The sequence below is a fragment of the Aquimarina aggregata genome, assembly GCF_001632745.1.
Taxonomy (GTDB): Bacteria; Bacteroidota; Bacteroidia; order Flavobacteriales; family Flavobacteriaceae; genus Aquimarina; species Aquimarina aggregata.
The window spans coordinates 292,827-317,918 of record NZ_LQRT01000035.1; the positions used below are offsets into that span (position 1 = coordinate 292,827).

The 25,092-nt window shown below is 33.1% G+C and carries 17 protein-coding genes; 15 read left to right on the plus strand and 2 right to left on the minus strand.

The annotated features are described in order from the left end of the window. Positions 1-670 precede the first annotated feature (670 nt). From AWE51_RS19635 to AWE51_RS19650, 4 genes are all read left to right on the plus strand, one after another. Entirely contained in the window at positions 671-6,634 is a 5,964-nt protein-coding gene (locus tag AWE51_RS19635) for a fibronectin type III domain-containing protein (protein WP_066317118.1), read from the plus strand. Between the two features lie 199 nt (positions 6,635-6,833). Next, entirely contained in the window at positions 6,834-7,742 is a 909-nt protein-coding gene (locus AWE51_RS19640; RefSeq protein WP_066317120.1) for a hypothetical protein, read from the plus strand. Between the two features lie 83 nt (positions 7,743-7,825). Beyond that, complete coding sequence (locus AWE51_RS19645) at positions 7,826-9,142, plus strand: dipeptidase (RefSeq protein ID WP_066317122.1); 1,317 nt, start codon at positions 7,826-7,828, stop codon at positions 9,140-9,142. A gap of 141 nt (positions 9,143-9,283) precedes the next feature. Next, on the plus strand, positions 9,284-10,330 hold the full coding sequence (locus AWE51_RS19650) for an alpha/beta hydrolase (RefSeq protein ID WP_066317126.1): 1,047 nt from the start codon (positions 9,284-9,286) through the stop codon (positions 10,328-10,330). Here AWE51_RS19650 and folK read toward each other — a convergent pair. Continuing rightward, the gene (folK, locus tag AWE51_RS19655; RefSeq protein WP_262482907.1) at positions 10,327-11,484 is read right to left on the minus strand and encodes a 2-amino-4-hydroxy-6-hydroxymethyldihydropteridine diphosphokinase; all 1,158 of its coding nucleotides are present in this window, start codon (positions 11,482-11,484) and stop codon (positions 10,327-10,329) included. The two genes, AWE51_RS19650 and folK, sit on opposite strands and share 4 nt — an antisense overlap. 83 nt (positions 11,485-11,567) lie before the next feature. Here folK and AWE51_RS19660 point away from each other — a divergent pair, with 83 nt between their 5' ends. The 9 genes from AWE51_RS19660 to AWE51_RS19700 all read left to right on the plus strand — a co-directional run bounded on the left by AWE51_RS19660 (position 11,568) and on the right by AWE51_RS19700 (position 21,915). Then, positions 11,568-12,275, plus strand: a complete 708-nt coding sequence (locus AWE51_RS19660) for a queuosine precursor transporter (protein ID WP_066317128.1) — start codon at positions 11,568-11,570, stop codon at positions 12,273-12,275. A 92-nt stretch (positions 12,276-12,367) separates the two neighbouring features. After that, positions 12,368-15,013: an AsmA-like C-terminal region-containing protein gene (locus AWE51_RS19665; protein ID WP_066317130.1), complete on the plus strand. Its 2,646-nt coding sequence runs from the start codon at positions 12,368-12,370 to the stop codon at positions 15,011-15,013. A gap of 164 nt (positions 15,014-15,177) precedes the next feature. Beyond that, a complete protein-coding gene (locus AWE51_RS19670; protein WP_066317136.1) occupies positions 15,178-16,446 on the plus strand; it encodes a hypothetical protein in 1,269 nt (422 codons plus the stop codon). Positions 16,447-16,483: 37 nt separating this feature from the next. Beyond that, positions 16,484-16,921, plus strand: a complete 438-nt coding sequence (locus AWE51_RS19675) for a hypothetical protein (protein ID WP_066317138.1) — start codon at positions 16,484-16,486, stop codon at positions 16,919-16,921. Between the two features lie 241 nt (positions 16,922-17,162). Continuing rightward, a complete protein-coding gene (locus AWE51_RS19680) occupies positions 17,163-18,419 on the plus strand; it encodes a hypothetical protein (protein WP_066317140.1) in 1,257 nt (418 codons plus the stop codon). A gap of 36 nt (positions 18,420-18,455) precedes the next feature. Continuing rightward, complete coding sequence (locus tag AWE51_RS19685) at positions 18,456-18,887, plus strand: hypothetical protein (RefSeq protein WP_066317142.1); 432 nt, start codon at positions 18,456-18,458, stop codon at positions 18,885-18,887. A 509-nt stretch (positions 18,888-19,396) separates the two neighbouring features. Continuing rightward, a complete protein-coding gene (locus tag AWE51_RS19690) occupies positions 19,397-20,674 on the plus strand; it encodes a hypothetical protein (protein WP_066317144.1) in 1,278 nt (425 codons plus the stop codon). Between the two features lie 41 nt (positions 20,675-20,715). Further along, complete coding sequence (locus AWE51_RS19695) at positions 20,716-21,156, plus strand: hypothetical protein (RefSeq protein ID WP_066317146.1); 441 nt, start codon at positions 20,716-20,718, stop codon at positions 21,154-21,156. 126 nt (positions 21,157-21,282) lie between these two features. Beyond that, the gene (locus AWE51_RS19700; protein WP_066317150.1) at positions 21,283-21,915 is read left to right on the plus strand and encodes a LysE family transporter; all 633 of its coding nucleotides are present in this window, start codon (positions 21,283-21,285) and stop codon (positions 21,913-21,915) included. A 5-nt stretch (positions 21,916-21,920) separates the two neighbouring features. Here AWE51_RS19700 and AWE51_RS19705 read toward each other — a convergent pair whose 3' ends face one another. Beyond that, complete coding sequence (locus AWE51_RS19705; RefSeq protein ID WP_066317152.1) at positions 21,921-22,715, minus strand: DUF2797 domain-containing protein; 795 nt, start codon at positions 22,713-22,715, stop codon at positions 21,921-21,923. Positions 22,716-22,827: 112 nt separating this feature from the next. On the opposite strand from AWE51_RS19705, the gene AWE51_RS19710 reads away from it, so the two are divergent. Together AWE51_RS19710 and AWE51_RS19715 are read left to right on the plus strand one after the other, a co-directional pair. Further along, positions 22,828-24,360, plus strand: a complete 1,533-nt coding sequence (locus tag AWE51_RS19710; RefSeq protein WP_066317155.1) for a GH3 auxin-responsive promoter family protein — start codon at positions 22,828-22,830, stop codon at positions 24,358-24,360. A gap of 248 nt (positions 24,361-24,608) precedes the next feature. Next, the gene (locus tag AWE51_RS19715; protein WP_066317156.1) at positions 24,609-24,941 is read left to right on the plus strand and encodes a hypothetical protein; all 333 of its coding nucleotides are present in this window, start codon (positions 24,609-24,611) and stop codon (positions 24,939-24,941) included. Positions 24,942-25,092 lie beyond the last annotated feature (151 nt).

Sequence of the window (25,092 nt, forward strand, 5' to 3'; positions counted from 1 at the left end):
ATTTTGTAAGAAAGTTCTTAATTGAATAGCAACAATAAAAAAATTGATTTTTATCAATAAATTGGTTGATCAATATCATATACCTCTTTGATAAAAGTCGTAAAACAAATGACATTAAGTAACTAATTTTGAACCAAATATTAACGCAAACCACAAATCGACTCATGAAACCACAAACTTTATCAAACCGACTAGAACATTAAAGGCATTATTAGATATATTGATCTATTAAATCAGCGACCTTTATTGTTTTTCTAATTAGCTCCTACATATAAAAATTGATAGTTACGCCTACACCTTATACAGAAACAAAAGTGTTTAACTATCATACTATGCATGTAAAGCTCCAAAATCTTGTTGTAACAATTTAGTATTGCTTTTTTAGACACTCTTTATCTATAAAAACTACAAAAGCCTACAATCCGTAGGATCGTTAACATGCCGTAAATCAAACAAATCGTTGCTGATCTCAACATTGTAAAACCGAAATATTTCTTCACAAATAACATGTAGAACTCGCAAAAAACATGCACCCCAATAATCACTCTTAAAGTATCGCTTGTGAAATCAAAAACTACCGAATACCCTTTCTATTAATAAATCATGTAAAACATATTAATTAAAATAATACATCAATTACATAATCAATTTTAATTTAAACACACTGGTCATGAAACTAAAAAAGAGTACAACTTTACTCCTTGTCTTTTTCTTGTTTTCAATATTCATTAATGCACAAAGTAGTAGTGATAGAAATTACATCAAAAGACAAACCAATACCCAAGCATTACAAAAGATTATTACAGATGCTTCTTATTTAAACAAAACTATTAATGCAAAATCTTCAAGACAAAAAACACCATTAACAAAAATCAAAAAAGATGGTCGAATCGGCGTATTATATTCGTTTGATCAAAAAGGACAACCAGTCTATGCATATGATGATAACATAGAAGCTGCTATTAGTGGCCGTACAGATAAAATCTGGACAGGCGGTTCATCTGGTCTGAATCTTAATGGAGCAGGCATTGAAATAGGTGTGTGGGAACGAGGCAAGGCAAGAGCCAGTCATCAAGAATTTGAAGGACGCGCCTCTGCTGGAGACGACGCAAGTGTAACTAGTCACGGCACCCATACTGGCGGTACTTTAATTGCTGCCGGCATTGATCCCAAAGCGAGAGGGATGGCATCTGCGGCTCGCATAAAAAATTACAGCGCATCCGGAATGGTCGGTGAAGCTGCCGCTTTTGCCGCTGCTGGTGGTATCCTTGCTAACAATTCAAATACACCTAATGGGTCTGATGGTGTATATGATGCTAATGCACGTGATATGGATAATGTAACCTACAATGCCCCTTTCTATCTACATTGTAAATCTGCCGGAAATGAAGGGAACGGAAGTAAGTATGGAGTTATATTCACCAATCAACTAGCAAAAAACCTATTAGTTGTTGCTAACTCAGAGGATGTATCAAATTATACTGGTCCATCTTCAGTTACACTATCAAAGTCAAGTTCTTTTGGTCCTTCGAATGACTGGAGAATTAAACCTGATATAACAAATAATGGGCGCAAAGTATACTCTTCTGACTCGGGCAGTAATTCTGATTATGGAGTCAAAAGTGGTACTTCTATGTCTACACCTGCAACTGCTGGAACCATCGCGTTGTTACAACAACATTATAAAAACCTTAACGGAGTATACATGAGAGCGGCTACAGCAAAAGGTCTAATCATAGATGCTGTAGACGAAATAGGTGCAAATGATGGTCCTGACTTTTCTGGAGGATGGGGATTGGTGAATGCTGAAAGAGCTGCACAGATAATTTCAAACAATGGTAATACATCTATAATGGATGAATTAACCTTAAATAATGGAGATACATACACCAGAACTATTAATTCTGATGGCTCAACCCCGTTAGCATTAACCATTGTGTGGAATGACCCCGCGGGGCAAATTAGTTCTGGAACTAATCCCGTGTTAGTTAATGACCTTGATGTTCGCGTAACAGGCAATAACAAGACCTACTCACCATGGGTAATGGTTCCTAATTCGGCGTTTAACAATTATACAGCTCCAGCACAAAAAGGAGATAACTTTAGAGACAATGTAGAAAAAATAGATGCTGTACTATCTGCGGGCAGTTATACAGTTACAGTAACTCATAAAGGAACATTAACTAATGGTTCACAAGAATTCTCATTAATCGTTAATGGCGTAATTGTAAATTCTGATACAGAAACACCTAGTGTTCCTACTTCTATTACAGCTACTAACACAACTACCAACAGCACTGACTTATCATGGACAGCCTCTACCGATAATGTAGGAGTAACCGCTTATGAAATATTTCAAAATGGCTCTAGTATAGCAACAGTAGCTACTACGAATTTAAGTATAACAGGTCTTACTCCATCTACTAGTTATAGCTTTACTATCAAAGCCAAAGATGCAGCAGGTAATTCATCTGCAAGCAGCAGCCCTATATCTGTTACTACTTCTGCTCCTATTCCTGATAATGAAGCACCTTCTGCTCCCAATGGACTTTCTGCTTCAAATAGTACTCAAACCAGTACTGGTCTTTCATGGACAGCTTCAACCGATAACATAGGTGTGACCGAATATGAAGTATTTCAAAATGGTATGAGCGTAGGAACAACATCGACTACCAGTTTTAACATTACTGGCTTAGTTGCCAATACTACGTACAATTTTACCGTTAAAGCTAAAGATGCTGCAGGTAACGTATCCAATAGTAGTAATACTCTCAATGTTACAACATCACCTATACCATCCTGTACTGGAATAACTAATTTTCCTTATAATGAAAGTTTTGAAAGCAATCTTGGTTTATGGACCCAAGGATCTAATGACGATATCAATTGGACAATAGACAGCAATGGCACTCCTTCTTCAAGAACAGGACCTTCTAACGCTTCAGATGGTAATAATTATATTTATACCGAAGCTAGTGGAAATGGAAATGGATTCCCTAATAAAATTGCCATCTTAACTAGTCCATGCATTGACCTTTCTGGTCAATCAAACTCAGAACTTAGCTTTGATTATCACATGTATGGTTCGAATATGGGAACCTTAGAAATACTTGTATCAACAGACAATGGTGCTACATGGACAAACATCTGGACAAAGAGCGGTAATCAAGGAAATAACTGGAACTCACAATCAATTTCGCTATCAACTTATAGCAATTCTGTAATCCAATTACAATTAAAAGGAACTACTGGATCAGGTTTTAGAAGTGATATAGCTATTGATAATTTAAAAATAGCATCATTCATAATTGATACAGAGGCTCCTTCTGTTCCTTTGAGTTTGACTGCCTCAAATATAGGTTCAACTACACTTGACATATCTTGGACAGCAGCAAGTGACAATGTTGGTGTTCTAGAATACGAAGTATTTCGTAATGATGTTAGCATAGGTACAACCAACTCTACGAATTTTAATGTTACTGGTCTTACCGCAGAAACGACTTATAGTTTTACAATAAAAGCTAAGGATGCAGCGGGTAATGCCTCTGAAAATAGTACTACAATAAATGTTACTACAAACCAAATAGTGGTCGTTACCGAACAGACTCTTGTAGAAAATACTTCTGGTGGAGATAAAATAGAAGTAAACGATGGTCAAAGTGGTGCACAATCTTTTAAATATACTACTTCTGATTATTTCATTAATAAAGTAGTTGTATACTTATCCAAAGATAAGGATGCTCCTAATGCCGATCTAGAATTTAACGTTGGTACTGCAGTTAATAATGGATCCATATCAGGAAGTATTAAAAATATTAAAGCTTCAGAAATCAATAACACCTCAGAAGGAAGTAGTTTTACAAAATATGAAATCGCTTTTGCTTCACCAGTGGGGCCTTTAGTAGCGGGAACTACTTATTACCTGAATTTTGAAAATAATGGATCTAATGGTAACAAGTACTATTTAGAGTATTCTGGAGGTAATACCTATCCTGATGGCACATATTACAAATCAGGTGACAATGATGGTAAGGACATAAAATTTCAAATTATAGGATCAGAAATTGTTGTTCCAGATACAGAGGCACCTAGTGTTCCTGTGGATTTAATCGCTTCTAACACTACAGTAACAACAACAGATCTTTCCTGGACTGCAGCAACAGACAATGTTGGAGTAACTGGATATGAGGTTTTCCAAAATGGAACAAGTATCGGCACAAACACTACTCCAAACTTTAGTGTTACTGGACTTGTTGCTAATACCGTATACAATTTTACGATTACAGCAAAAGATGAGGCTGGAAATGTTTCTGCAGCTAGTAGTGCTTTATCGGTAACTACATTGCCACCCCCAGACACACAAGCACCAACTGCGCCAACAACATTAGTTGCTTCTAATGTAACCGATGTAAATCTGGACTTATCGTGGACAGCAGCTACAGACAATGTAGCAGTAACTGGATATGATATTTTTAGAGGCTCTACTAAAATTGGAACCAGTGCAACAACAGCTTATACTGTTAATGGACTTACTGCTGAGACTGTATACAACTTCACAGTAAAAGCCAAAGACGCTGCTGGAAATATTTCTGTAGATAGTAATATTGTTACAGTAACTACGGCAGCTCCTGCACCTGACACGCAAGTACCTACTACGCCAACCGGGCTTACTTCTTCTAACATCACACAAACCAGTCTCAAGTTGAGCTGGACTGCTGCCACAGATAATGCTGGTGTCACAGGGTATGATATTTTTCAAGAAGGTATACTTATTGATTCGGCAGTGAATACTAACTATACAGTAACTGGACTTACTGCAGAAACTAGATATAGTTTCACAGTTAAAGCTAAAGATGCAGCTGGAAATGTTTCTGGCAACAGTAATACTCTTAGCGTTACAACAAGTGCATTACGTTATACATTAACGACAAATACGATAGGTCAAGGATCTATAAGTGGTTCAGGAACATACGATTCAGGAGAAGTAGTTAATGTTCAGGCAATCGCTGCAACTGGTTGGGAATTTACAGGATGGACCGGAGATCTTTCTGGAAGTATTAACCCACAGTCTTTAACCATAAATACTAATAAAACCGTAACAGCAACTTTTACTGAAGTAATCCAGATAAGTACTTCGACAGAGAAATACCGATTAACCTGGAGAGAAGATCCATCAACTACTATGGTTATAGGTTGGAATCAAGTTAGAGGAACTAATCCTGTAGTACACTATGGACCAACTGATTTTGGAACGAGCTATAGCTCTTATCCTTCTATTAAGGTCGTAGACAGAAGTGTCTCAAGCAAAGGAATGAATAATCGATACGCAAGAATAACTGGATTACTTCCTGACACTGCATACTATTTTGTGATTAAAGATAGTGAAGGGGTATCTAAACGATACTGGTTTAAAACAGCTCCTAATAATCCTAATACCAGATTATCCATTGTAGCTGGAGGAGATTCAAGAAATAATCGTACTCCAAGGCAAAATGCAAATAAGCTAGTTGCCAAGATCAGACCTCATGCCGTGTTTTTTGGAGGAGATATGACGAGTTCTTCTTCTAGTTCTCAGTGGAAAAACTGGATGAATGACTGGCAATTAACTATTGGCACCGACGGAAGAATGATACCTGTAGTTGCTGCCCGAGGTAATCATGAAAGTTCAAATGACATTAGAGACTTATTTGATATCCCTACTGCAGCTGGAGGAGAATTCTATGCCTTAAGTTTTGGAGGTAATTTAATGCGAACATACACACTAAATACAGAGGTAACTCCAGGAGGAACACAAGGTACTTGGCTTGCTAATGATCTAGCGGCACAATCTGCCAATCACACTTGGGCTGTAGCACAGTACCATAGAGCAACAAGACCTCATCAATCTGGCAAATCAGAACAAAATGATCAATACGAAGCATGGTCTAAACCTTTTTATGCCAATGCCGTTCAATTAGTTATGGAAAGCGATTCACATGTTGTTAAACGTACATGGCCAATCAAACCATCTACCGGAAGCGGTAGTGATGAAGGGTTCACAAGAGCTGATACAGATCCTAAGCGAGCAATATATGTTGGTGAAGGTTGTTGGGGTGCACCATTAAGGAGTGCTAATGATAGTAAAAGTTGGACTAAAGCAGCGGGATCATTTAACCAATTTAAATGGTTATGGATTGATCAAAATAAGATCGAACTTAGAACTGTTAAAGTCGATAACGCAAATTCAGTAGGTCAATTAAGTGATGTAAATCAATTTACATTACCAACAAACATTGATATCTGGAACCCTACTGGGGGGAGTGTTGTTACCATTAATAATCCACATACGATAAGAACATCATTAACTCAAGCAAACAACATTGCATCAGCCAAAAATCAAACTATCACTGAAAAATCTCTGATAATCCATCCAAATCCAATAAAATATGGAGTATTGCATCTAACGTATCCAAATTACAACAAAGCACAAAAAGCAGAAGCTGTGATTAAAGATATGTCTGGACATATAGTGGATCGTATTATTTTCACAGCTGAAACCGCAGCATACAATGTTGATGAGCTAAGCTCGGGAATATATTTTATTGTAATCAAAACCGGTAAAGGAGAAATTACCGAAAAAATACTTAAAAAGTAAAACAAGTAATTTTTAGTCTTTTTTTTAAAACTGTCTGGAGAATATTTTCCAGGCAGTTTTCTAAATAAATAATCTTAAACAATTTTGACTATTGCAAGCCTAAGTGTTAAGCAATTGTTTTTTATTCAATAGCGCAATAGTCAACGCCAATTTTTTATTTATTTTTAGTATCTCTTAATCAACTTTAGTATAACACGTCATGAATAATTCAAATACTATTGATCCCAGACTCATTTCTATTTTAAGAATTTCGACTTTTCTAATTTTTTTAGGAAGAGCATATCAACATTTGGTATGGGATCCACCATACAGAACATTGTTATGGGATGAAGCTATCTTAAAAGGTATTGTAGAAAATGTTTTCAATACTTCTTGGCACGAATATGTCACTAGCCTAGCTGCAGATACCGGAATAGGTCTTTTTACAAAAACTGTAGGCGTATTGTATTTATTATGTGCTATAGTAGCATTATTTATAAAACCAAATATGAAAAGACTAGGAAAAGCATTTCTATTAGGTGGTAGTTTCGGACTCCTTATATTGGCTATTTTATATTGCAAGGAAAAATTTCTTCATGTAGGTCAATTTTTTGAATATATGATTCAATTTATGTCCCCTGTACTTTTTTATATGGTTTTATTTACAACCATAGAGTTTAAAAAAATACGCTTAATAGCTCTCATCGCAATTGCTCTAACCTTTAGTTGTCATGGGTTGTACGCTGTAGGATATTACCCAAGACCTGGAACGTTTATTGACATGACTTTAAACACATTACCAATTAGCGAACCAAGTGCACATGCTATGCTAAAAATAGCAGGAATTCTTGATTTTGTAATTGCAATAGCTATTTTTATTCCGCGAATTTCATATCCTGCATTAATCTACGCCTTTATTTGGGGTGGTTTAACAGCGATCGCGCGTTTAGTAGGACATTTTCATATTGAATTTTTATGGAATTCTTTTAATCAATGGACTTGGGAAGTACTTATTAGACTGCCACATGCATTGATACCTTTATTTGTAATGATTGTAGATAAACCTGAAGTTTCTTTTTTCAAACGAAAAATATCTAAAAATAATCCTCAAATAGAAACCTTGTCTTGAAAATTTAAGAGTCGCTCAGCATTTTGATTTAAGATTTGTTTTGTATGTTTAATGTGTACAACATTCACACAAGCTCAATTACTATGAAGAATATTTTCCTGTTTTTTACCTATTCTGTTATTTTTTTATTTTCATGTAAACAAGAAAGCAAAACTAAAATTCAACAAACAGTTTCTAAGGATCAGATCCTTATTGATAAAGGAAAAGCTATACATAACAAAGTGATTACACTAGACACGCATTGCGATATCAATATTAAAAACTTTACAGATTCGATTAATTATACTCAGGACCTAGGCACACAGATCACATTACCAAAAATGAAAAAAGGAGGTTTAGATGTTGCCTGGTTTATCGTTTATACCGGTCAAGATTCATTAACCACAAAAGGATTTGCTAAAGCACATGAAGTTGCTTTATCAAAATTTAATGCAATCCATAAGCTTGTAGAAGATATAGCTCCTAATGAAATAGAATTAGCCTTAACATCTGATGATGTAAAAAGAATTCATAGTAAAAACAAAAAAGTTGCTATGATTGGTATTGAAAATGGGTATCCTGTAGGTACCGATATTTCTAATGTGAAAAAATTTCATGAATTAGGTGCGAGATACATGTCCTTATCACATAATGGACATAGTCAACTTTGTGATTCAAATACGGGAGAAGCTGACGGGGTCTGGTTACATAACGGATTAAGCGAATTAGGTAAAGAGGTTATTGTTGAAATGAATAAATGGGGGATTATGATCGACGTATCCCACCCTTCAAAAGAATCTATGCGCCAGATGATTCAACTATCAAAAGCACCTATCATAGCTTCACATTCTTCTGCTCGAGCTTTATGTAATCATAGTAGAAATTTAGACGATGAACAATTACAATGGCTTAAAGAAAATGGAGGTGTGGTACAAACAGTTGCTTTTACCTCATATCTAAATACCGAGAAATTCGAAAAAAGAGTTGTAGAAGAAGTAGCTATTGCAAAACAAATAGCCGACTCTATGGGAGTCACTTGGTTGGAACGCGAAGAAATCATCAAACTTAATACAGAGCAAAAAGAAACGTATTATGATTTCTTAGGCAAAATGGCTGCTATTAGAAGAGAAAAGATAAAAAAAATGACCAATCTACCCCCAGCTGTAGATGTAGTAGACTTTGTTAATCATATTGATTATATGGTCACTAAAATTGGCATTGATCATGTAGGAATCAGTTCTGATTTTGATGGAGGTGGTGGTATTGAAGGTTGGAGTGATGCTTCCGAAACTTTTAATGTTACATTAGAGTTAGTAAAGCGCGGTTATACCGAAGAGCAAATTGAAAAACTATGGAGCGGTAATCTACTACGTGTGCTTGACAAAGTACAAGAAGTAGCCCAAGAACTCCAAAAAACATAAAACAGTAAGATGATACACGTTGATCTTTAATAGTATACTCATAAACTTATTGAAAATATTACATTAGGTATATCATCTATACAATTTAATTAATATTAACCTGTTTATAGTTACACCATTAATTATTACAAATTAGATATCATGCTTAAGAAGATCACCTTACTTTTACTTTGTTTAATTACGCTTTCATTTTGCTCTAATGATGAGTCTAATACACCTATTGATGGAGGTGACACTGGAAACACAGGTACAACCGGAAATACAGGAAGCACAGGAACTACTGGTACGACTGGGAATACAGGTAATACAGGAACAACCGGTACTACTGGTGATACAAATACTGATCCGGATCGTTACAATAAAGAGGTATTTACTGATTTTGAAGTTGCTACTGTAATTTATGGTAACAACACTACCCAAGGAGGAGTAACAAAAGATCTTGATATGGATATTTATACACCTAAAGGTGATACCGAAACAAAACGCCCTTTAGTTATTCTTGCGCATGGTGGTAGTTTTATAAACGGCTCTAAAGATCAATTTAAAAACCTGGGGTTAGCACAAATGTTGAGCAAATCGGGTTATGTCGTTGGACTAATTTCATATAGACTTATAGACATTAATGTAAACACAAATACCAGTACAGTAGGTACCATCCAAGCTATAAGTGATATGAGAGCAGCGGTTAGGTACTTCAGAAAAGACAATGCAGAAAACAATACCTATAAAATAGATGTAGACAATGTTTTTGTAGGAGGGTACTCTGCTGGGGCTATTACAGCATTACATGTTGGATACATAAACTCAAAAGAAGAAATACAAACTGTTAATCCTTTCCTTTCCCCATTATTTGATGCTAATGGTGGATTTGAAGGAGATAGCGGAAACCCTGGATTTTCATCAGAGGTTAAAGGTGTCATCAATATTTCTGGCGCTATTATAAGTACTGATTTTATACAAAAAGAAGACCCTATTGTCTATAGCATACATGGCACCAATGATGCCACAGTAGCTTTTGAAGGTACTGGTACTGGGTTAAAAGGTTCTGGACCAATTCATAGAAAAGCAGATGCAGAGAGTATTACAAATAAACTAAACGCTGTTCAAAGTGCAGGACATGATATCATATTTAGATGTCCTACTTGTAATACAGAAATTCGCGATTTTTTATTTAATAATCTAAATTAAGAAACCTTAGAAATTTCACTTAAAATTGAGATATAATCGGTACGATTAGCAATAAAGTCTAACGTTGATACATCTATAATCTTAACTTTGAGTTCTGATTGGGATTTTATAAACTGCAAGTATCCTTTGTTTATTTTGTCTAAGTATTCAGAGGGTATTTTTTGCTCATAGGCTCTTCCTCTTTTCTTAATGTTTTCGAGAAGACGTTCTGTATTTTGATATAAATACACGTATAGTCCTGGTTTTGGAAGATTAACATACATGAGATCAAAAACTTTTTTATACAATTTAAACTCTTCTTCTTGCAGTGTAACTTTAGCAAAAATTAATGATTTAAAAACATCGTAATCACTTACCACAAAATCTGTAAACAAGTCAAATTGTGCAATATCATCTTGCATTCTCTGATAACGATCTGCAAGAAAAGACATCTCTAAAGGAAATGCGTATCGCTCCATATCCTCATAAAATTTAGGTAAAAACGGATTATCTGCAAAGCGTTCCAAGACAAGTTTTGCATTAAATTCGCTTGCAATTAGTTTAGCTAAACTTGTTTTACCAGCACCTATATTACCTTCAACAGTAAGGTATTGAAATTGAGATAATCGATACGCCTCTTTAGGGTTCTTAATTTTTTCATTCAATCTTAAAATTTCAGAGGTATCAGATGTATCAAAAAGTAACTGTTTTATAGATTTTTTAAATACAGGATGTTCTTTGTCTTTTGCGATATCAACAAGAGGTTGTAAAACAAATTTTCGATCTTGCATTGAAGAATGAGGAACTATTAGATTTGGTGTATCAATACATCCTTCAGAAGAGAGAATAATATCAAGATCGATTGTTCTTGGTTCATACCCATCTATATTATTTCTATTTCTACCTAAAAAAGTTTCGATAGCCATAAGTTTATCTAAAACCTTTGTGGTTGTATAAAATGTCTCTACGCAAATACATGCATTATAAAAATCATCACTACTAAAACCCCATGCTGGTGTTTGATAAACATTAGAGATAGAAACTATATCCCCAATCGTATTATAAATTTCATTGGCTGCTTTCTGGATGAAATCTAAGCGATTTCCCATATTACTTCCTAATGAAATATGTATTTGATGTGCTATTTTCAAGGTTGGATATTTATATTCTGGCAAGAACTCCTTATTTTAGAAGCAAATTAAGCAAAACAAAATCACTTCACCTTATTTTTTTGTGAAGTATTATCAACTATTCTATTTTGAAAGAAACTTCACTTAATCTTAAGGACAAACAAGCAGCATATCGAATTTATCTTATTCTCGCTTCGCTTTTTATTTCATCATTAGTAGTTTCAAATCTAATTTTTCAAAAGTTTTTTCATTGGGATTTTTTTGGCATATATACTTTTGAAATTTCGGTAGGTATTCTTCCTTATCCTATAACTTTTTTAATTACTGATATTATTAGTGAAATTTTTGGAAAACGCAAAGCCAATCAAGTTGTCACCGCAGGGATATTTGCTTCTTTTTTTTCATTACTAATTGTATCAGTATCATCGGCTGTTCCTGCTACATCATGGTCACCTATAAATGACGAAATATTTGACAGTGTTTTTGGAGCCACTGTAATCGCTGTTTTTGCATCTATGATGGCGTATCTTTTTGCTCAATATATTGATATCCAAATCTTTCATTTTTGGAAACGAACTACTAAAGGCAAACATTTATGGATTCGTAATAATTTTTCTACATTTTCCTCTCAATTTATCGACACATTTACGGTATTACTATTACTATGTTTTGCAGGTATAATCGAATGGGATCGTTTTGGTTTTTTATTACTCAATGGTTTTCTATTTAAGGTCCTCGTAGCGGCTCTCGACACACCTATTTTATACCTATTTGTTCATTTGTTCAGAAAGCGCTTTAAGCTGAAAGAAGGAGGCGAGTTATCTTTAGAAATTTAAAATCTAACAAATAGTTAACGTATCTAAAGCAACATAGTATCTTTGTATGCAGTTTCTTTACATAAGAAGTCTTATTCTCATAAAATAAAGTCATGAAAAAAGCCCTCAAAATTCTTGGTATTGTTATACTGTTGTTAATCATCACAATTATTTCTATCCCTTTTCTATTTAAAGGGACCATTCAGGATAAAGTTCGGTATTTAGTAAATGAACATGTAAACGCAAAAGTTGATTTTGCAAATGTTGATATTAGTCTATTAAGAAGTTTCCCTAATGCATCTGTAGTAATTGACGAACTTTCTGTAATCAACTACGCTCCTTTCGAAGGAGACACGTTAGCATACTCAAAAAAAATAGCGTTAGACATGTCTATAAACGAGCTTTTCAAAGATGCTTCTGAAGCTATTAGTGTACAAAAAATTATTATAGATGAAGCTCTGATAGCTGTTAAGACAGATTCAATCGGAAATTCAAACATAGATATTACAAAATCAGATAACGTAACTCCAGAAGACCCAATAGAAACGGAAAATGAAGATGGTTTTACTTTTGCCTTAGAGCATTATGAAATAAACAATAGTAGAATTTTATATCAAGATGATGTAAGTAAAATGCTACTAGAAATGACTGGACTTAATCATACCGGTGATGGATCGGTATCTGGCGACAACGTTATTTTAAATACAAATACAATCACAGAAGCATCTTTTGGTCTTGATGGCACTAAATACCTCAACAAAAACAAACTACAACTTGATGCCGAAATAGAATTAGATCTAAAAAATCAACGATATACGTTTAGGGAAAACAAAGGACTGATTAATCGATTACCATTAGAGTTTACTGGTTTTGTTCAATTATTTGAAAAATATACTGAAGTCGATCTTAGTTTTAAGACTCCTACTTCAGATTTTAAAAATTTTCTAGCTGTAATCCCTGAAACTTATGCTAAAAATCTTGATGGAGTTCAGACAAGCGGGGATTTCTCAATTGCCGGCGTAGTAAAAGGGAAGTCTGATGACACGCATATTCCTACGATGGATATTAGTATCATCTCGCATAACGCATCTTTTAAATACCCTGACTTACCTAAAGCTGTTAAAAATATTAATATTGATACAAAAATTAAAAATGAAACAGGGTTAGTAGATGATACGTACGTAAATATTGGTAACCTAACCTTTAAAATAGATCAAGATTCATTTGCAGCAAAGGGGTATCTAAAAAACCTTACTAAAAATATGATTATAGATATGGCACTCAAAGGAACCTTAAACCTTGCCAATCTTAATCAAGCGTATCCTCTACAACTTGAAGAACAATTAAATGGTATTCTAAATGCCGACATCAAAACTCATTTTGATATGCTATCTCTAGAAAAAGAACAATACCAAAATGTTAAAAGCTCGGGAACAGCAAGTATTTCAAATTTTACATATGCCTCTGAGGAATTGCCCAATGAGATTAGCATTAATAAAGCTAACGTTAGTTTTAATCCGGGAACTATTTCATTAGATGAACTGCAGGCTACAACGGGTAAATCAGATTTAGCTGCAAAAGGAACTATTACTAATCTCATGGGGTTTTTGTTTGCAAAACAGGATCTAAAAGGAGATTTTGATGTTAACTCTAATGTCTTTGCTGTAAGTGACTTTATGGTTAGTGAGGAGGAATCAGAAGGGCAAACAACAGATACAGAAGCTACAAATGAAGAAGAAACTATGAAAATACCTTCTTTTCTGGATGCTACTTTAAATTTTGATAGTAAAAAAGTGCTATATGATAATTTGGTTTTGGAAAATGCTAAAGGAACAGTAAAAATAAAAGACGAGACTGCGTATCTTCAAAATGTGACGTCTAATATTTTTGACGGAGGCATCGCATTTAATGGAAATGTATCTACTAAATCTGAAACTCCAACTTTTGACATGGCCTTAGATTTAAGTAAGATAGACATTGTGAAGTCATTCGAGAATTTAGAACTTGTAAAAGGCCTAGCTCCTATTGCCAAGGCATTAACAGGTAATCTTACAACACAAATAAATCTTAATGGCAAACTAAATGATAACCTCACGCCTGTCCTTACTTCTTTAAAAGGGAAAGCGCTTGCAGAAATCCTAAACGCACAGGTAAGAACTGGAAAAACACCGCTACTTTCTAAATTAGACAATCAACTTAATTTTGTTGAACTCGACAAGTTGAATCTTAAAGATATTAAAACCAATTTAAGTTTTGACGATGGTAAAATCAATGTAAAACCTTTTAATTTTGATGTACAAGGTATTAAGATTACTGCCGGAGGTAGCCATAGTTTTGATCAAAGTATGGATTACAATCTTACTTTAGACGTTCCTGCCAAATATTTAGGGAGCGAAGTAGGTAGTTTAATGTCTCAACTTAACGAAAAAGAAGCTAACTCAGTTACTGTTGGCTTGCCTGTAGGTATTTCAGGAAATTTCACAAATCCTAAAATCAATTTAAATACTGGTCAAGCAGTAAAACAACTTACTCAACAAATAGTAAATAAGCAAAAAGCCAAAGTAAAAGACGAGTTAGTAGGCAAAGGTCAAAAAGCTATTACCGATTTATTAGGCGGGACTAAAAAGAAAAAAGATTCTACAAAAACAGATTCACCTAACAAGACCGAAGACGCCTTAAAGAATACGGCAAAAAGTATTTTAGGAGGTATTCTAGGTAGTAAGAAAAAGAAAAAAGATTCTACCAAATCTAAAAATTAACTAACACTTGCAATATTTTATGGTTTTTCAGCAGCTTAATTACACCAATAAAGTAGTTTCCTACAATTAAGTTAATTTTGTTAAAAACTATTATTTTTTAGTCGCAATATATTTACTAAAACTAGGTTAGGGATTTTACAAAGTCAAAATTAAATCCCCTGGCTATGAAATTAAATATTGTAAATTTTACAATCTTTTTGTTTACTATTTTGTCGTTCTCACAAACAAAATCTTATGACGATCAGATGAAATGGATGAAAGGTTGGACCAATTTTGATCCTAATCACGAAGACTATCCTGAAGCAGAAGAAAAACTCCCAAACATTATTAATACTGATTCTTATTTAAGCAATGATGTAGTTTACTTAATGTCTGGAAATGTATATATCATCGACAATGCTACCTTAACTATTCAAGAAGGAACTATTATTAGATGTGATACCGAAGATGCTTCTAGTCTTGTTGTAACCAAAGGCTCTAGATTAATTGCAAAAGGATCCAAAACCTTACCTATAGTTTTTACCTCTAACAACACTAAAAGATCTCGAAATCCTGGAGATTGGGGCGGTATAATAGTTATTGGATCTGGTAAAGTAAATGCCGCAACATCAAAAACAGTAGAAGGCAATTTTTTACCTCAATATGCTGAATATGGCGGTTCAAGAGAAGATGAAAACACCACAGAAATGTCCTATGTTAGGATTGAATATGCAGGAAAAAAAATCAATCAATCTAAAGAACTAAATGGTTTATCACTTTATGCTTTAGGAAAAAACTCAATACTTCATCATATAATGATAAGTTACTCTGCAGATGATTCTTTTGAGGTTTTTGGGGGTTCTGCAAATATGAATAACTTGATTTCATTTAAAGCCAAAGATGATGATTATGATTTCACACTAGGATATACTGGTATGTTAGACAACATTTTAGCTATTCGACACCCATATATAAGTGATAGTAGTGGGTCTTATGCTATAGAAGCCGATGGATATGATCCAAAAAGTGGATTGGATGCAACAAGAATATTATCCGAAATTCACATTAAAAATGCAACATTAATAAACTTATCAGATATAAGTAATTATAAATTCACTACTGCCGCCATTTCTTCTAAAAACATGGCAAAACTAAATGTAACACAATCAAGAATATCTGGTTTTGCTAATGTGGTTCTATTTGACACCTCATATACATCCTATACAGATTTAGAAAATAAATTCTTACTCGAAAACAGTATCTTTAATGTACATGGCCCTACAGTCATTGCTAAGTCTCAATTTGCTACTATAGGAAATATCGATCAGTTATTAAAATACAATATGTATACTAAGCATTTTCAAGCTGTGGATAATGTATTTGTAGATCCATTTCATCGAAAGCATCCTAAATTTACTATAAAGGATTCTGACACCTATACTGTCATGCAATAAATCAAGCAACACTATTTATTAATAAACAATTACAATAATGAAATTATTTGGCATCACGATTATTACTATACTATCATTAAATTTAAGCCATGGCCAATCAGTAAAAAATGTTTTTTTTGATCAAGAAAATTTAATTGGAAAATTTCACACCATAGATGAACTTGAAAATTTAAAGAAAGGAGAACTTATTTCACTATATACCAAACGAGTAAATGAAATAACAACCGTAATACCATATCTTGCTTTAACAAATGAATCTGGTGTTAAACTGGCAGATATCGGAATTAAAGAAGACTCTAATCACCTAAAAATTCTTGACAAACATCATGAGGTCTCTATAAAAGCTTCAGAAAGCAACACCGAACTGGTTTCTGAACTCATACCCTATGCCGATACCGAAAAAATTATTTGGGCGATTTTATATTTTGAAGATGTCATAAAAAAAATACGAATTGGTCCTAATGGAAACTTTTAAACAGAAACACAAAAGATCAGTAAAATTACTGATCTTTTGTGTTTTAAGTACCCATAGGTCTCCTTTTACTTTTATTAATTAACCAAAAAATATGTTAATAATTATCTGATTTTGTAATCTTAATCCTTAACGCTCGACTTAACAATAGACTTTAGCAATCAAACAAAAAGTTGAAATTGATTCTAACAATACTCTATTGACAAGTCAACTTTCTTAAAACCATCAATAAAAGGATTATATTATGAAAACAAGATACATAACTACCGTAATACTATTTTTGGCAATTGTATTCTCTGGATTAGCACAAAGCGATAGCTTTGATCCAAACATGAAATGGGTTAGAGGATGGACAAACTTTCAACCTAACAAAACTACATATCTAGATCACGATAAAACATTACCTAATATAATATCAGAAGACACGTATTTAAGAAATGACTTCGTTTATTTAATGTCTGGTGATATATACGTAACCAACAATGCTACTTTAACAATACAGGAAGGTACTGTTTTAAGAGGAGATGCTGAAAACCCAGCAAATCTTGTAGTTACGAGAGGTGCAAAACTAATTGCAAATGGCAGTAAAGCATATCCAATTGTTTTTACATCAAGTAAATCTGCATATTCAAGAAATAATGGAGATTGGGGTGGAATAACAATAATAGGTTCAGGAAATTCTAATTTAATAGAAGGAGAAGGAACTATAAAAGGGGATTTCGACCCAAAGTACACAGCATTTGGTGGAGAAAAAGAAGATGAAGAGACTACAATTTTAAGGTACATACGAATAGAGTACGCAGGAAAGTCTACCAATGGCCTTTCATTATACGCTTTAGGAAGTCAATCTATTATAGAAAATATAATGGTGAGCTATTCTGCCGATGATTCTTTTGAATGGCATTCAGGTAAATCACCAGCAAAAAACTTAATCTCTCTTAAATCTAACGATGATGATTTTGATTTCACTAAAGGGTATAAAGGAGAACTCGTCAACATTTTAGCCATTAAACATCCATATATTACAAGCAAAAATGGGTCTTTTGCCATCGAGATCGATGGTTATGATAGCAAAGTTGGTTTTAAAAATTCTCAAGAACTTACAAGTGTAGATATTACAGGAGCTACTTTAATAACGTTAACAGATCAAACAAACTATACACATTCTAGATCGGCAATATCGATTAGAAATCTTGCAGAACTTTACATAAACAACTCTAATATCTCAGGTTTTTCAGATGTGGTTCGATTGGATAAATCTTTTTCAACCTTAAAAATGATTGACAAAGGGTTTAAGATGGACAATAGCTTTTTTAACATCCATAGAGACGGTGTTATTACTGAAAACGGCATCACTAATAGCACTTTTAATCTACTCAAGTACAATCGTTTTACTAAAACTTTTAAAAATCCAGAAGAATTATTTAGTGATCCTTTAGATAAAAGTAATCCACAATTTTCGTTGAAAAATTCTATAAATAATTATATGGTTATTCAGTAATTTTGCAATTACACAACAACTTAATAAACCAATCTAATGAAAAAACTAATACTATTATTATTACTAATTTCGAGCCTTAGTACATTAACTGCTCAATCCAGAAAAAATCCAGCTATTCTTTATAAAGCTGACAAGCTCGTAAGTAGGTTTCACACAATCGATGAGCTACAAGATTTAAACAAAGGAGATCTTATAAAGTTATACCTAGAGAGAACTCGCGAAATATTTATTGTAATTCCTTATTTATCTTTGACAAATAAACCAGGAACAAGCTTACAAGATTTAGGAATTCAAGCAGATTCTGATCATGTTAAAGTGGTAGAAAAAAATATTGAAATTGCGGACAGAGCATTTGAATATACTGAAAACACTATTAAAAAGCTAGTACCATATTCTGATACAGACGATATTATCTGGTCCATCTTATACTTTGAAGAAGTGATCAAAAAAATGCGCTTAGGTCGATAGTTAAACATCAATTCAACTTTAAATAAAAAAACCGAATAACCCACACTTATCCCTATGGATATAGGTATGTTTTTTATCGACTTTTTTAAATATATTTAACTCACCTCTTAGTTATATTTTAATCACCAGATTTCATCAACAAATCATCTTTTATCCTTTTTTTTCTACTTACATAGAACATCCCATACTTCAAAAACGAGTAAAAAGACATAAAAATTAGGGGGAAATCCCCCTAATTTTACTCATTTCACGATTCAAAACACGTTTTGTTTAACTAGTTTGTAAAATAAATAAACAAAATATAAATTTTTGGCAATCAACTAGATAGAAACTAAATACGTAGGAATTTTACTCATAATGATTTACTAATTTCTGTTAATTAAACGACAAACGTACAAAATTTACGGTAAACACGTAACCACATTTCCTAAAACTCATATATCTTAGTAGTCCCAAAATTGGTAGAAAGAAATTTCCTCCAAAAAAAATTAACCCCAAAATAAATTATCATGAAAAAAAGATGTTTTCTACTTACAGCTTTTACATTACTACTAACTTCGTACACAAGTACAGCTCAAGACTTTAATGAAGACAGTGATAAATGGACTAAAGGTTGGACTAATTTTTCACCCAACAAAACCGATTATCCAGAAGCTGAAGAGAAATTACCAAACATCATTGCCAATCACACTTATCTTAGAAATGATATAGTTTACCTTATGTCTGGTGATGTTTATGTTACCAATGGTGTTACACTCACAATACAAGAAGGTACTATAATAAGATGTGATCACGAAAACCCTGCTAATCTAATAGTTACCAAAGGCTCTAAATTGATTGCGTTAGGATCTAAAGCTTATCCGATCGTATTTACATCTAACAAGAGTCCAAAATCAAGAAATAGTGGTGATTGGGGAGGAATTCTTATTGCTGGATCAGGAAAACTTAACACCACTTCTGGAAACGGAGTAATCGAAGGTAATTTTAATCCGCAGTTTTCTGTATACGGCGGAAATCAACAAGACGAAGAAACAACTATATTTAGTCACGTAAGAATCGAGTTTGCAGGAAATACGTCTAAAAGAAGAAAAGGTTCTAACGGATTATCATTATACGGTATTGGATCTTCATCTATTATTGACAATGTTATGGTAAGCTACTCTGGTCAAGATTCATTTAATTTCCGTGGAGGAAAAAATAACGTTCAAAACCTTATTTCATTAAAAGCACAGGAAGATGATTACCAGTTATCTGAAGGGTTTAAAGGAAACTTAGATAATATAATGGCTATACGTCACCCATACATCACAAGTCCCGAAGGCTCATATGCAATAGAGGTTGATGGATACAATAAAAATTTAGGTTATAACAGACCTAATCAAGTAACAGATATCACTATTACTAACGCTACACTAGTAAACTTATCAGACAAAACAAACTATCAACATACTAGTGCCGCTATATCTGCCTCTAATGCTGCGTTGACTTATATTCATAACTCTAAAATATCCGGATTTTCTGACGTGGTGCAATTTGACAAATCATACACATCTTTACCTTTAATCCAGAAATCATTCATGATGGATAATAGCTTCTTTAATATTCATGCCGAAGGTGTTAGTGTTACAAACCAATTACTAAAAAAAGAATCACTTGATATACTTAAATACAATAGATTCACAAAAGACTTTGTTAACGTAAAAGACTTGTTTGCGGATCCTCAAAATAATGTAGTACCAAAATTTAACCTAAAACAATCTATGAATACCTACATGGTAATGCAATAATAAAACATTCATCATTTTATATTTACTACTTAATACTAACTATGCATAAAATAACTATAAGCATCATTTTTATCTTAATTATAAATTCTGTTTTTGCACAAAGCGTAAATGATGCAGTATTTTTCACTCCTAGCAAGCAAATAAATAAATTTCATACCATTGGAGATTTAGAAGCTTTAAAAAAAGGTGAACTTATAGCCTTATACCAAGATCGAGTTGAAGAAATCATGACCATACTTCCTTTATTATCCCTTACTAACGAAGCTGGAGTACGATTAAAGGACATAGGTATTAAAGAGGATTCTCGTCATGTTAAGATACTTAAAAGCAACAAAGAAAGTACAACCAAAAACCTAGTAACTACAAAAAAAGCTATAGAAGAGTTGGTACCGTATGCCGATACAGGCAAAATCATTTGGACAATCCTTTATTATGAAGAAGTCATCAAAAAAATGAGAATTGGTAGCAACGGAAGTTTCTAGAAAATAAATTTAATAACGTGTTTAATTTTACTTAGGGATAACAGGAGTGGCAATTGCCACTCCTTTATTATTTATAAACACATAAATAATTTGTAAGATAATTACTCTTAACACTACTAAGAGAGTATGATACTGTTATATCTTTTATTAGGAACTCTAGTGGCTGTAATCGGGGCGATACCCCTTGGAGCAGTCAACATCGCTGTGATAAACACCTCTATCAAAGAGGATATTAAACATGCATCTTATATTGCACTTGCAGCTGGCATCGGCGAAGTAGTATTGGCGCTATTTGCATTACATTGTAGCGTACAAGTTTCAAACTTCTTTCAAGAAAATAAATGGATTCAGGTTACCTTTATTGCACTTTTCTTTTTAATAGGTATCTATTTTATGATTCGAGCAAACAAAACAGACAGCACAAAGAAACGTCCTAAAATCAAATTGACAAAATCAAAATTTCTTACAGGATTTTCTTTAGCAATATTGAATCCTCCTGTAATCATATATTGGATGTTAGCTATTTCGTTCACCAACAAATATCTTTTTGAACTTACAGCTCATAATCCAATACCATCTCTTTTTTTATTTTTTTCTGGTATTTATTTAGGAAAAATAGGCACGCTTTACTTTTATGGTAAATGGGGAAATAAAATGGCTGAGAAACAGGAAGGTTCAAAAACTAAACTACATAAAATCATTGGCATAGCATTAATTACCTTATCTGTTTTTCAAAGTATAAAATTTGCTATAGCCTAATACAATTAAACAATTGTTAGCTGCACAACGAGCCCTTCATTATTTCTTACATTAAATACTGTATTATCTTCAAAAATAAGATACTGACCTTTTATTCCTTTTAAAACTCCAGAAAATTCAGGTGTTTTTTCCAAGTTAAGACTTTTTAGTTTTTCTGGATATTGCAATACAGGGAACTTAATTTCTGTCTCTTTTTGATTTTCAACAAAATATTCCTTGACTTCATCAGGAATAAAACCTCTAAGCTTATTTTTAAACTCAATCAGATCTTCATCAACAATTTCGTTTTTAAGCATCGTTCTCCAATTAGTTTTATCAGCGACATGTTCTTTTAAGGCAACTTCTGTAATACCTGCTAGATATCGATTAGGAACTTCTACAATTTCGATAGCCTCATGCGCTCCTTGATCTATCCATCGCGTAGGAACTTGCGACTTTCTGGTTACCCCAACTTTTACATTGCTAGAGTTTGCCAAATAAACAATATGAGGTTGTAATTGTGCTTTTTTCTCAAATTCTAAATCTCTATCTTCTACACCCAGATGTGCAGTACTTAATTCTGGACGCATCACCCAGTCCCCTACTTGCGGCTGATTATAAAAATCATCATAGCAATATCCTTGTCTAAATATCTTTTTATTTTCACCACAAGCAAGACATTGATATTTCTCAAATGCAATAGTAACTTTTTTGTCCAATAGTTGGTTTACATGAATAAAATCATCCTCGAAAACTAGATAATATTGGATAGGGTTTTCATGTTCTGTTTGCATTTTAGTAAGGACTCCTTGATATTGCATAAATTTTTGATATATATTAATCGTATATAGAGAATGTAATTATTTTTATTATTTTAGTTGACAACAATCACAACAAATTAACCTTAATTACTGCCTAAAGATACATCAAAAAATGCCAATTCCATTAGTTAATTCTATTGCCACCTGGTTCTTAAAAAAGAGATTTCATCAAATGGAACTTTTTCTTAAATACCCGAATGAAGTTCAGCTCGAACTACTGCATACATTGCTAGAAAAGGCTAAAAACACAGAATTTGGCAAGACATATGATTTTGCTTCAATTAATAATTATAAAACATTTTCTGAAAGAATTCCTGTTCGGTCTTATGAAGATTATGAATCAATGATAGAAAGAAGTCGATTAGGCGAAAATAATGTTTTTTGGCCCACACCTATCAAGTGGTTTGCTAAATCTAGTGGTACAACCAGTGCTAAAAGTAAATTTATTCCGGTTAGTGATGAATCCCTTGAAGATTGTCATTTTGCAGCAGGTAAAGATTTATTATGCATGTACTTAAATAATAATGAAGATTCGCTACTATTTACAGGTAAAAGTCTTCGTTTAGGAGGTAGTAAAGAGTTGTATAAAGAAAACGGAACATCTTTTGGTGATCTATCTGCGATAATAATAGACAATATGCCTTTTTGGGCCGATTTTAGTTCTACGCCAAGTAGCGAAGTCTCATTAATGAGCGATTGGGAGTTTAAAATGAAAGCTATTGTGCAAGAAACGATTCAAGAAAATGTTACCAGTCTGGCAGGAGTTCCATCTTGGATGTTAGTTTTATTAAACCAAGTTCTGGAAACCACAGGAAACGAAAGTCTATTTGAAATATGGAATAACTTAGAAGTATATTTTCATGGAGGTGTAAATTTTGATCCTTACAGAGATCAATACAGCAAAATCCTTCCTGGAGATTCTTTTAAATATTATGAAATTTATAATGCTTCTGAAGGTTTTTTTGCTATTCAGGATCGTAATGACTCATCAGAACTATTATTAATGCTTGATTATGGGATTTTTTATGAATTTAGCCCAATGGACACCTACGGAAATGAAAATGAAAAAGTAATTCCTCTTAGTGAAGTAGAAATTGGCCAAAATTATGCCGTAATAATAACTACGAATGCAGGGTTATGGAGATATAAAATAGGAGACACTGTTCGTTTTACCTCGGTAAACCCTTATAGAATAAAGGTATCAGGAAGAACCAAACATCATATCAATGTATTTGGTGAAGAACTTATCATAGAAAATGCAGAAGAAGCTTTGCGAAAAACAGCAAAAACAACGAATTGTGAAATTGTAGAGTATACCGTTGCACCAATCTTCATGAAAGACAAAGAAAAAGGTGCTCATGAATGGATCATTGAATTTAAAAAGCAACCTGATAGTCTTAAGGAATTTACACACATTCTTGATCAAAATCTGCAACATGTTAATAGCGACTATGAAGCTAAACGTTACAATGACACTACATTAAATATTCTTCAAATTAGACTAGCAAGAAAAGGATTATTCTATGATTGGTTAAAAAAGAATAACAAACTTGGGGGGCAACATAAAATACCTAGATTATCCAACAAACGAACATATGTTGATGAACTACTCCAGTTAAATACAATAAAATCTTTTTCTTCATAAAAGAGATAACCCTAAGTCTCTAGTTTTCAAAATCTGACGTTTTTCGCTAAAAAAGCCATTCAAAAACAAAAATAATTACGGTTTTTCCGTAAAAATTGTATGTACGAATTGTAATTTTTAACAAAAAATCTGGTATTTCATCGTCCAAAAAAAGCGTTTAATCTAAAAAATTAAAAATCATTTTAAACCTTCTATTTTTCATATTAAATTTGTTCACAGATAGTTACAAACTCATTAAGCCCTAAGATATGAAAACTACTATACTATTATTTGCTTTATTATTTACGATTACAGCCGTTAGTGCTCAAGAAACCAACACTACTGTTAATACAGATGATAAAAGTAAACAAATTAGTACTTCACAAGTCGACAATAGTACAGAAACTCTAGAGGCCTCAGAATTAATATACAGCTTACAAAACATGACGTGTTACAGTGAAATTTCTAAAGTGACATTTTACGAAGCTTTAATACGACAAAACAATTTTGATATCGAGCTTAAGGATAGCGAAAAATTAGTTTTAAAAAATACAGAAGATATTATAAATAATAGAAAAGATAGAATTTCATATTCTGACTAAAAATATTTATCCTTCAACAAATGCCAACCAAAGACAACACCTTTATGAAATTACCATAAAGGTGTTGTCTTTTGTTAGAGCATAAGGTAAATATTCAAAAAAAGCTCTGAATCATATGATTCAGAGCTTTTCTAATTAATTTTTATATCTC

What these genes read in the sequence shown, in the direction of transcription:
- AWE51_RS19635 (WP_066317118.1), top strand. Translation starts at nt 671, where the DNA reads ATGAAACTAAAAAAGAGTACAACTTTACTCCTTGTCTTTTTCTTGTTT.
- AWE51_RS19640 (WP_066317120.1), top strand. Translation starts at nt 6,834, where the DNA reads ATGAATAATTCAAATACTATTGATCCCAGACTCATTTCTATTTTAAGA.
- AWE51_RS19645 (WP_066317122.1), top strand. Translation starts at nt 7,826, where the DNA reads ATGAAGAATATTTTCCTGTTTTTTACCTATTCTGTTATTTTTTTATTT.
- AWE51_RS19650 (WP_066317126.1), top strand. Translation starts at nt 9,284, where the DNA reads ATGCTTAAGAAGATCACCTTACTTTTACTTTGTTTAATTACGCTTTCA.
- AWE51_RS19665 (WP_066317130.1), top strand. Translation starts at nt 12,368, where the DNA reads ATGAAAAAAGCCCTCAAAATTCTTGGTATTGTTATACTGTTGTTAATC.
- AWE51_RS19670 (WP_066317136.1), top strand. Translation starts at nt 15,178, where the DNA reads ATGAAATTAAATATTGTAAATTTTACAATCTTTTTGTTTACTATTTTG.
- AWE51_RS19675 (WP_066317138.1), top strand. Translation starts at nt 16,484, where the DNA reads ATGAAATTATTTGGCATCACGATTATTACTATACTATCATTAAATTTA.
- AWE51_RS19680 (WP_066317140.1), top strand. Translation starts at nt 17,163, where the DNA reads ATGAAAACAAGATACATAACTACCGTAATACTATTTTTGGCAATTGTA.
- AWE51_RS19685 (WP_066317142.1), top strand. Translation starts at nt 18,456, where the DNA reads ATGAAAAAACTAATACTATTATTATTACTAATTTCGAGCCTTAGTACA.
- AWE51_RS19690 (WP_066317144.1), top strand. Translation starts at nt 19,397, where the DNA reads ATGAAAAAAAGATGTTTTCTACTTACAGCTTTTACATTACTACTAACT.
- AWE51_RS19695 (WP_066317146.1), top strand. Translation starts at nt 20,716, where the DNA reads ATGCATAAAATAACTATAAGCATCATTTTTATCTTAATTATAAATTCT.
- AWE51_RS19700 (WP_066317150.1), top strand. Translation starts at nt 21,283, where the DNA reads ATGATACTGTTATATCTTTTATTAGGAACTCTAGTGGCTGTAATCGGG.
- AWE51_RS19705 (WP_066317152.1), bottom strand. Translation starts at nt 22,715, where the DNA reads ATGCAATATCAAGGAGTCCTTACTAAAATGCAAACAGAACATGAAAAC.
- AWE51_RS19710 (WP_066317155.1), top strand. Translation starts at nt 22,828, where the DNA reads ATGCCAATTCCATTAGTTAATTCTATTGCCACCTGGTTCTTAAAAAAG.
- AWE51_RS19715 (WP_066317156.1), top strand. Translation starts at nt 24,609, where the DNA reads ATGAAAACTACTATACTATTATTTGCTTTATTATTTACGATTACAGCC.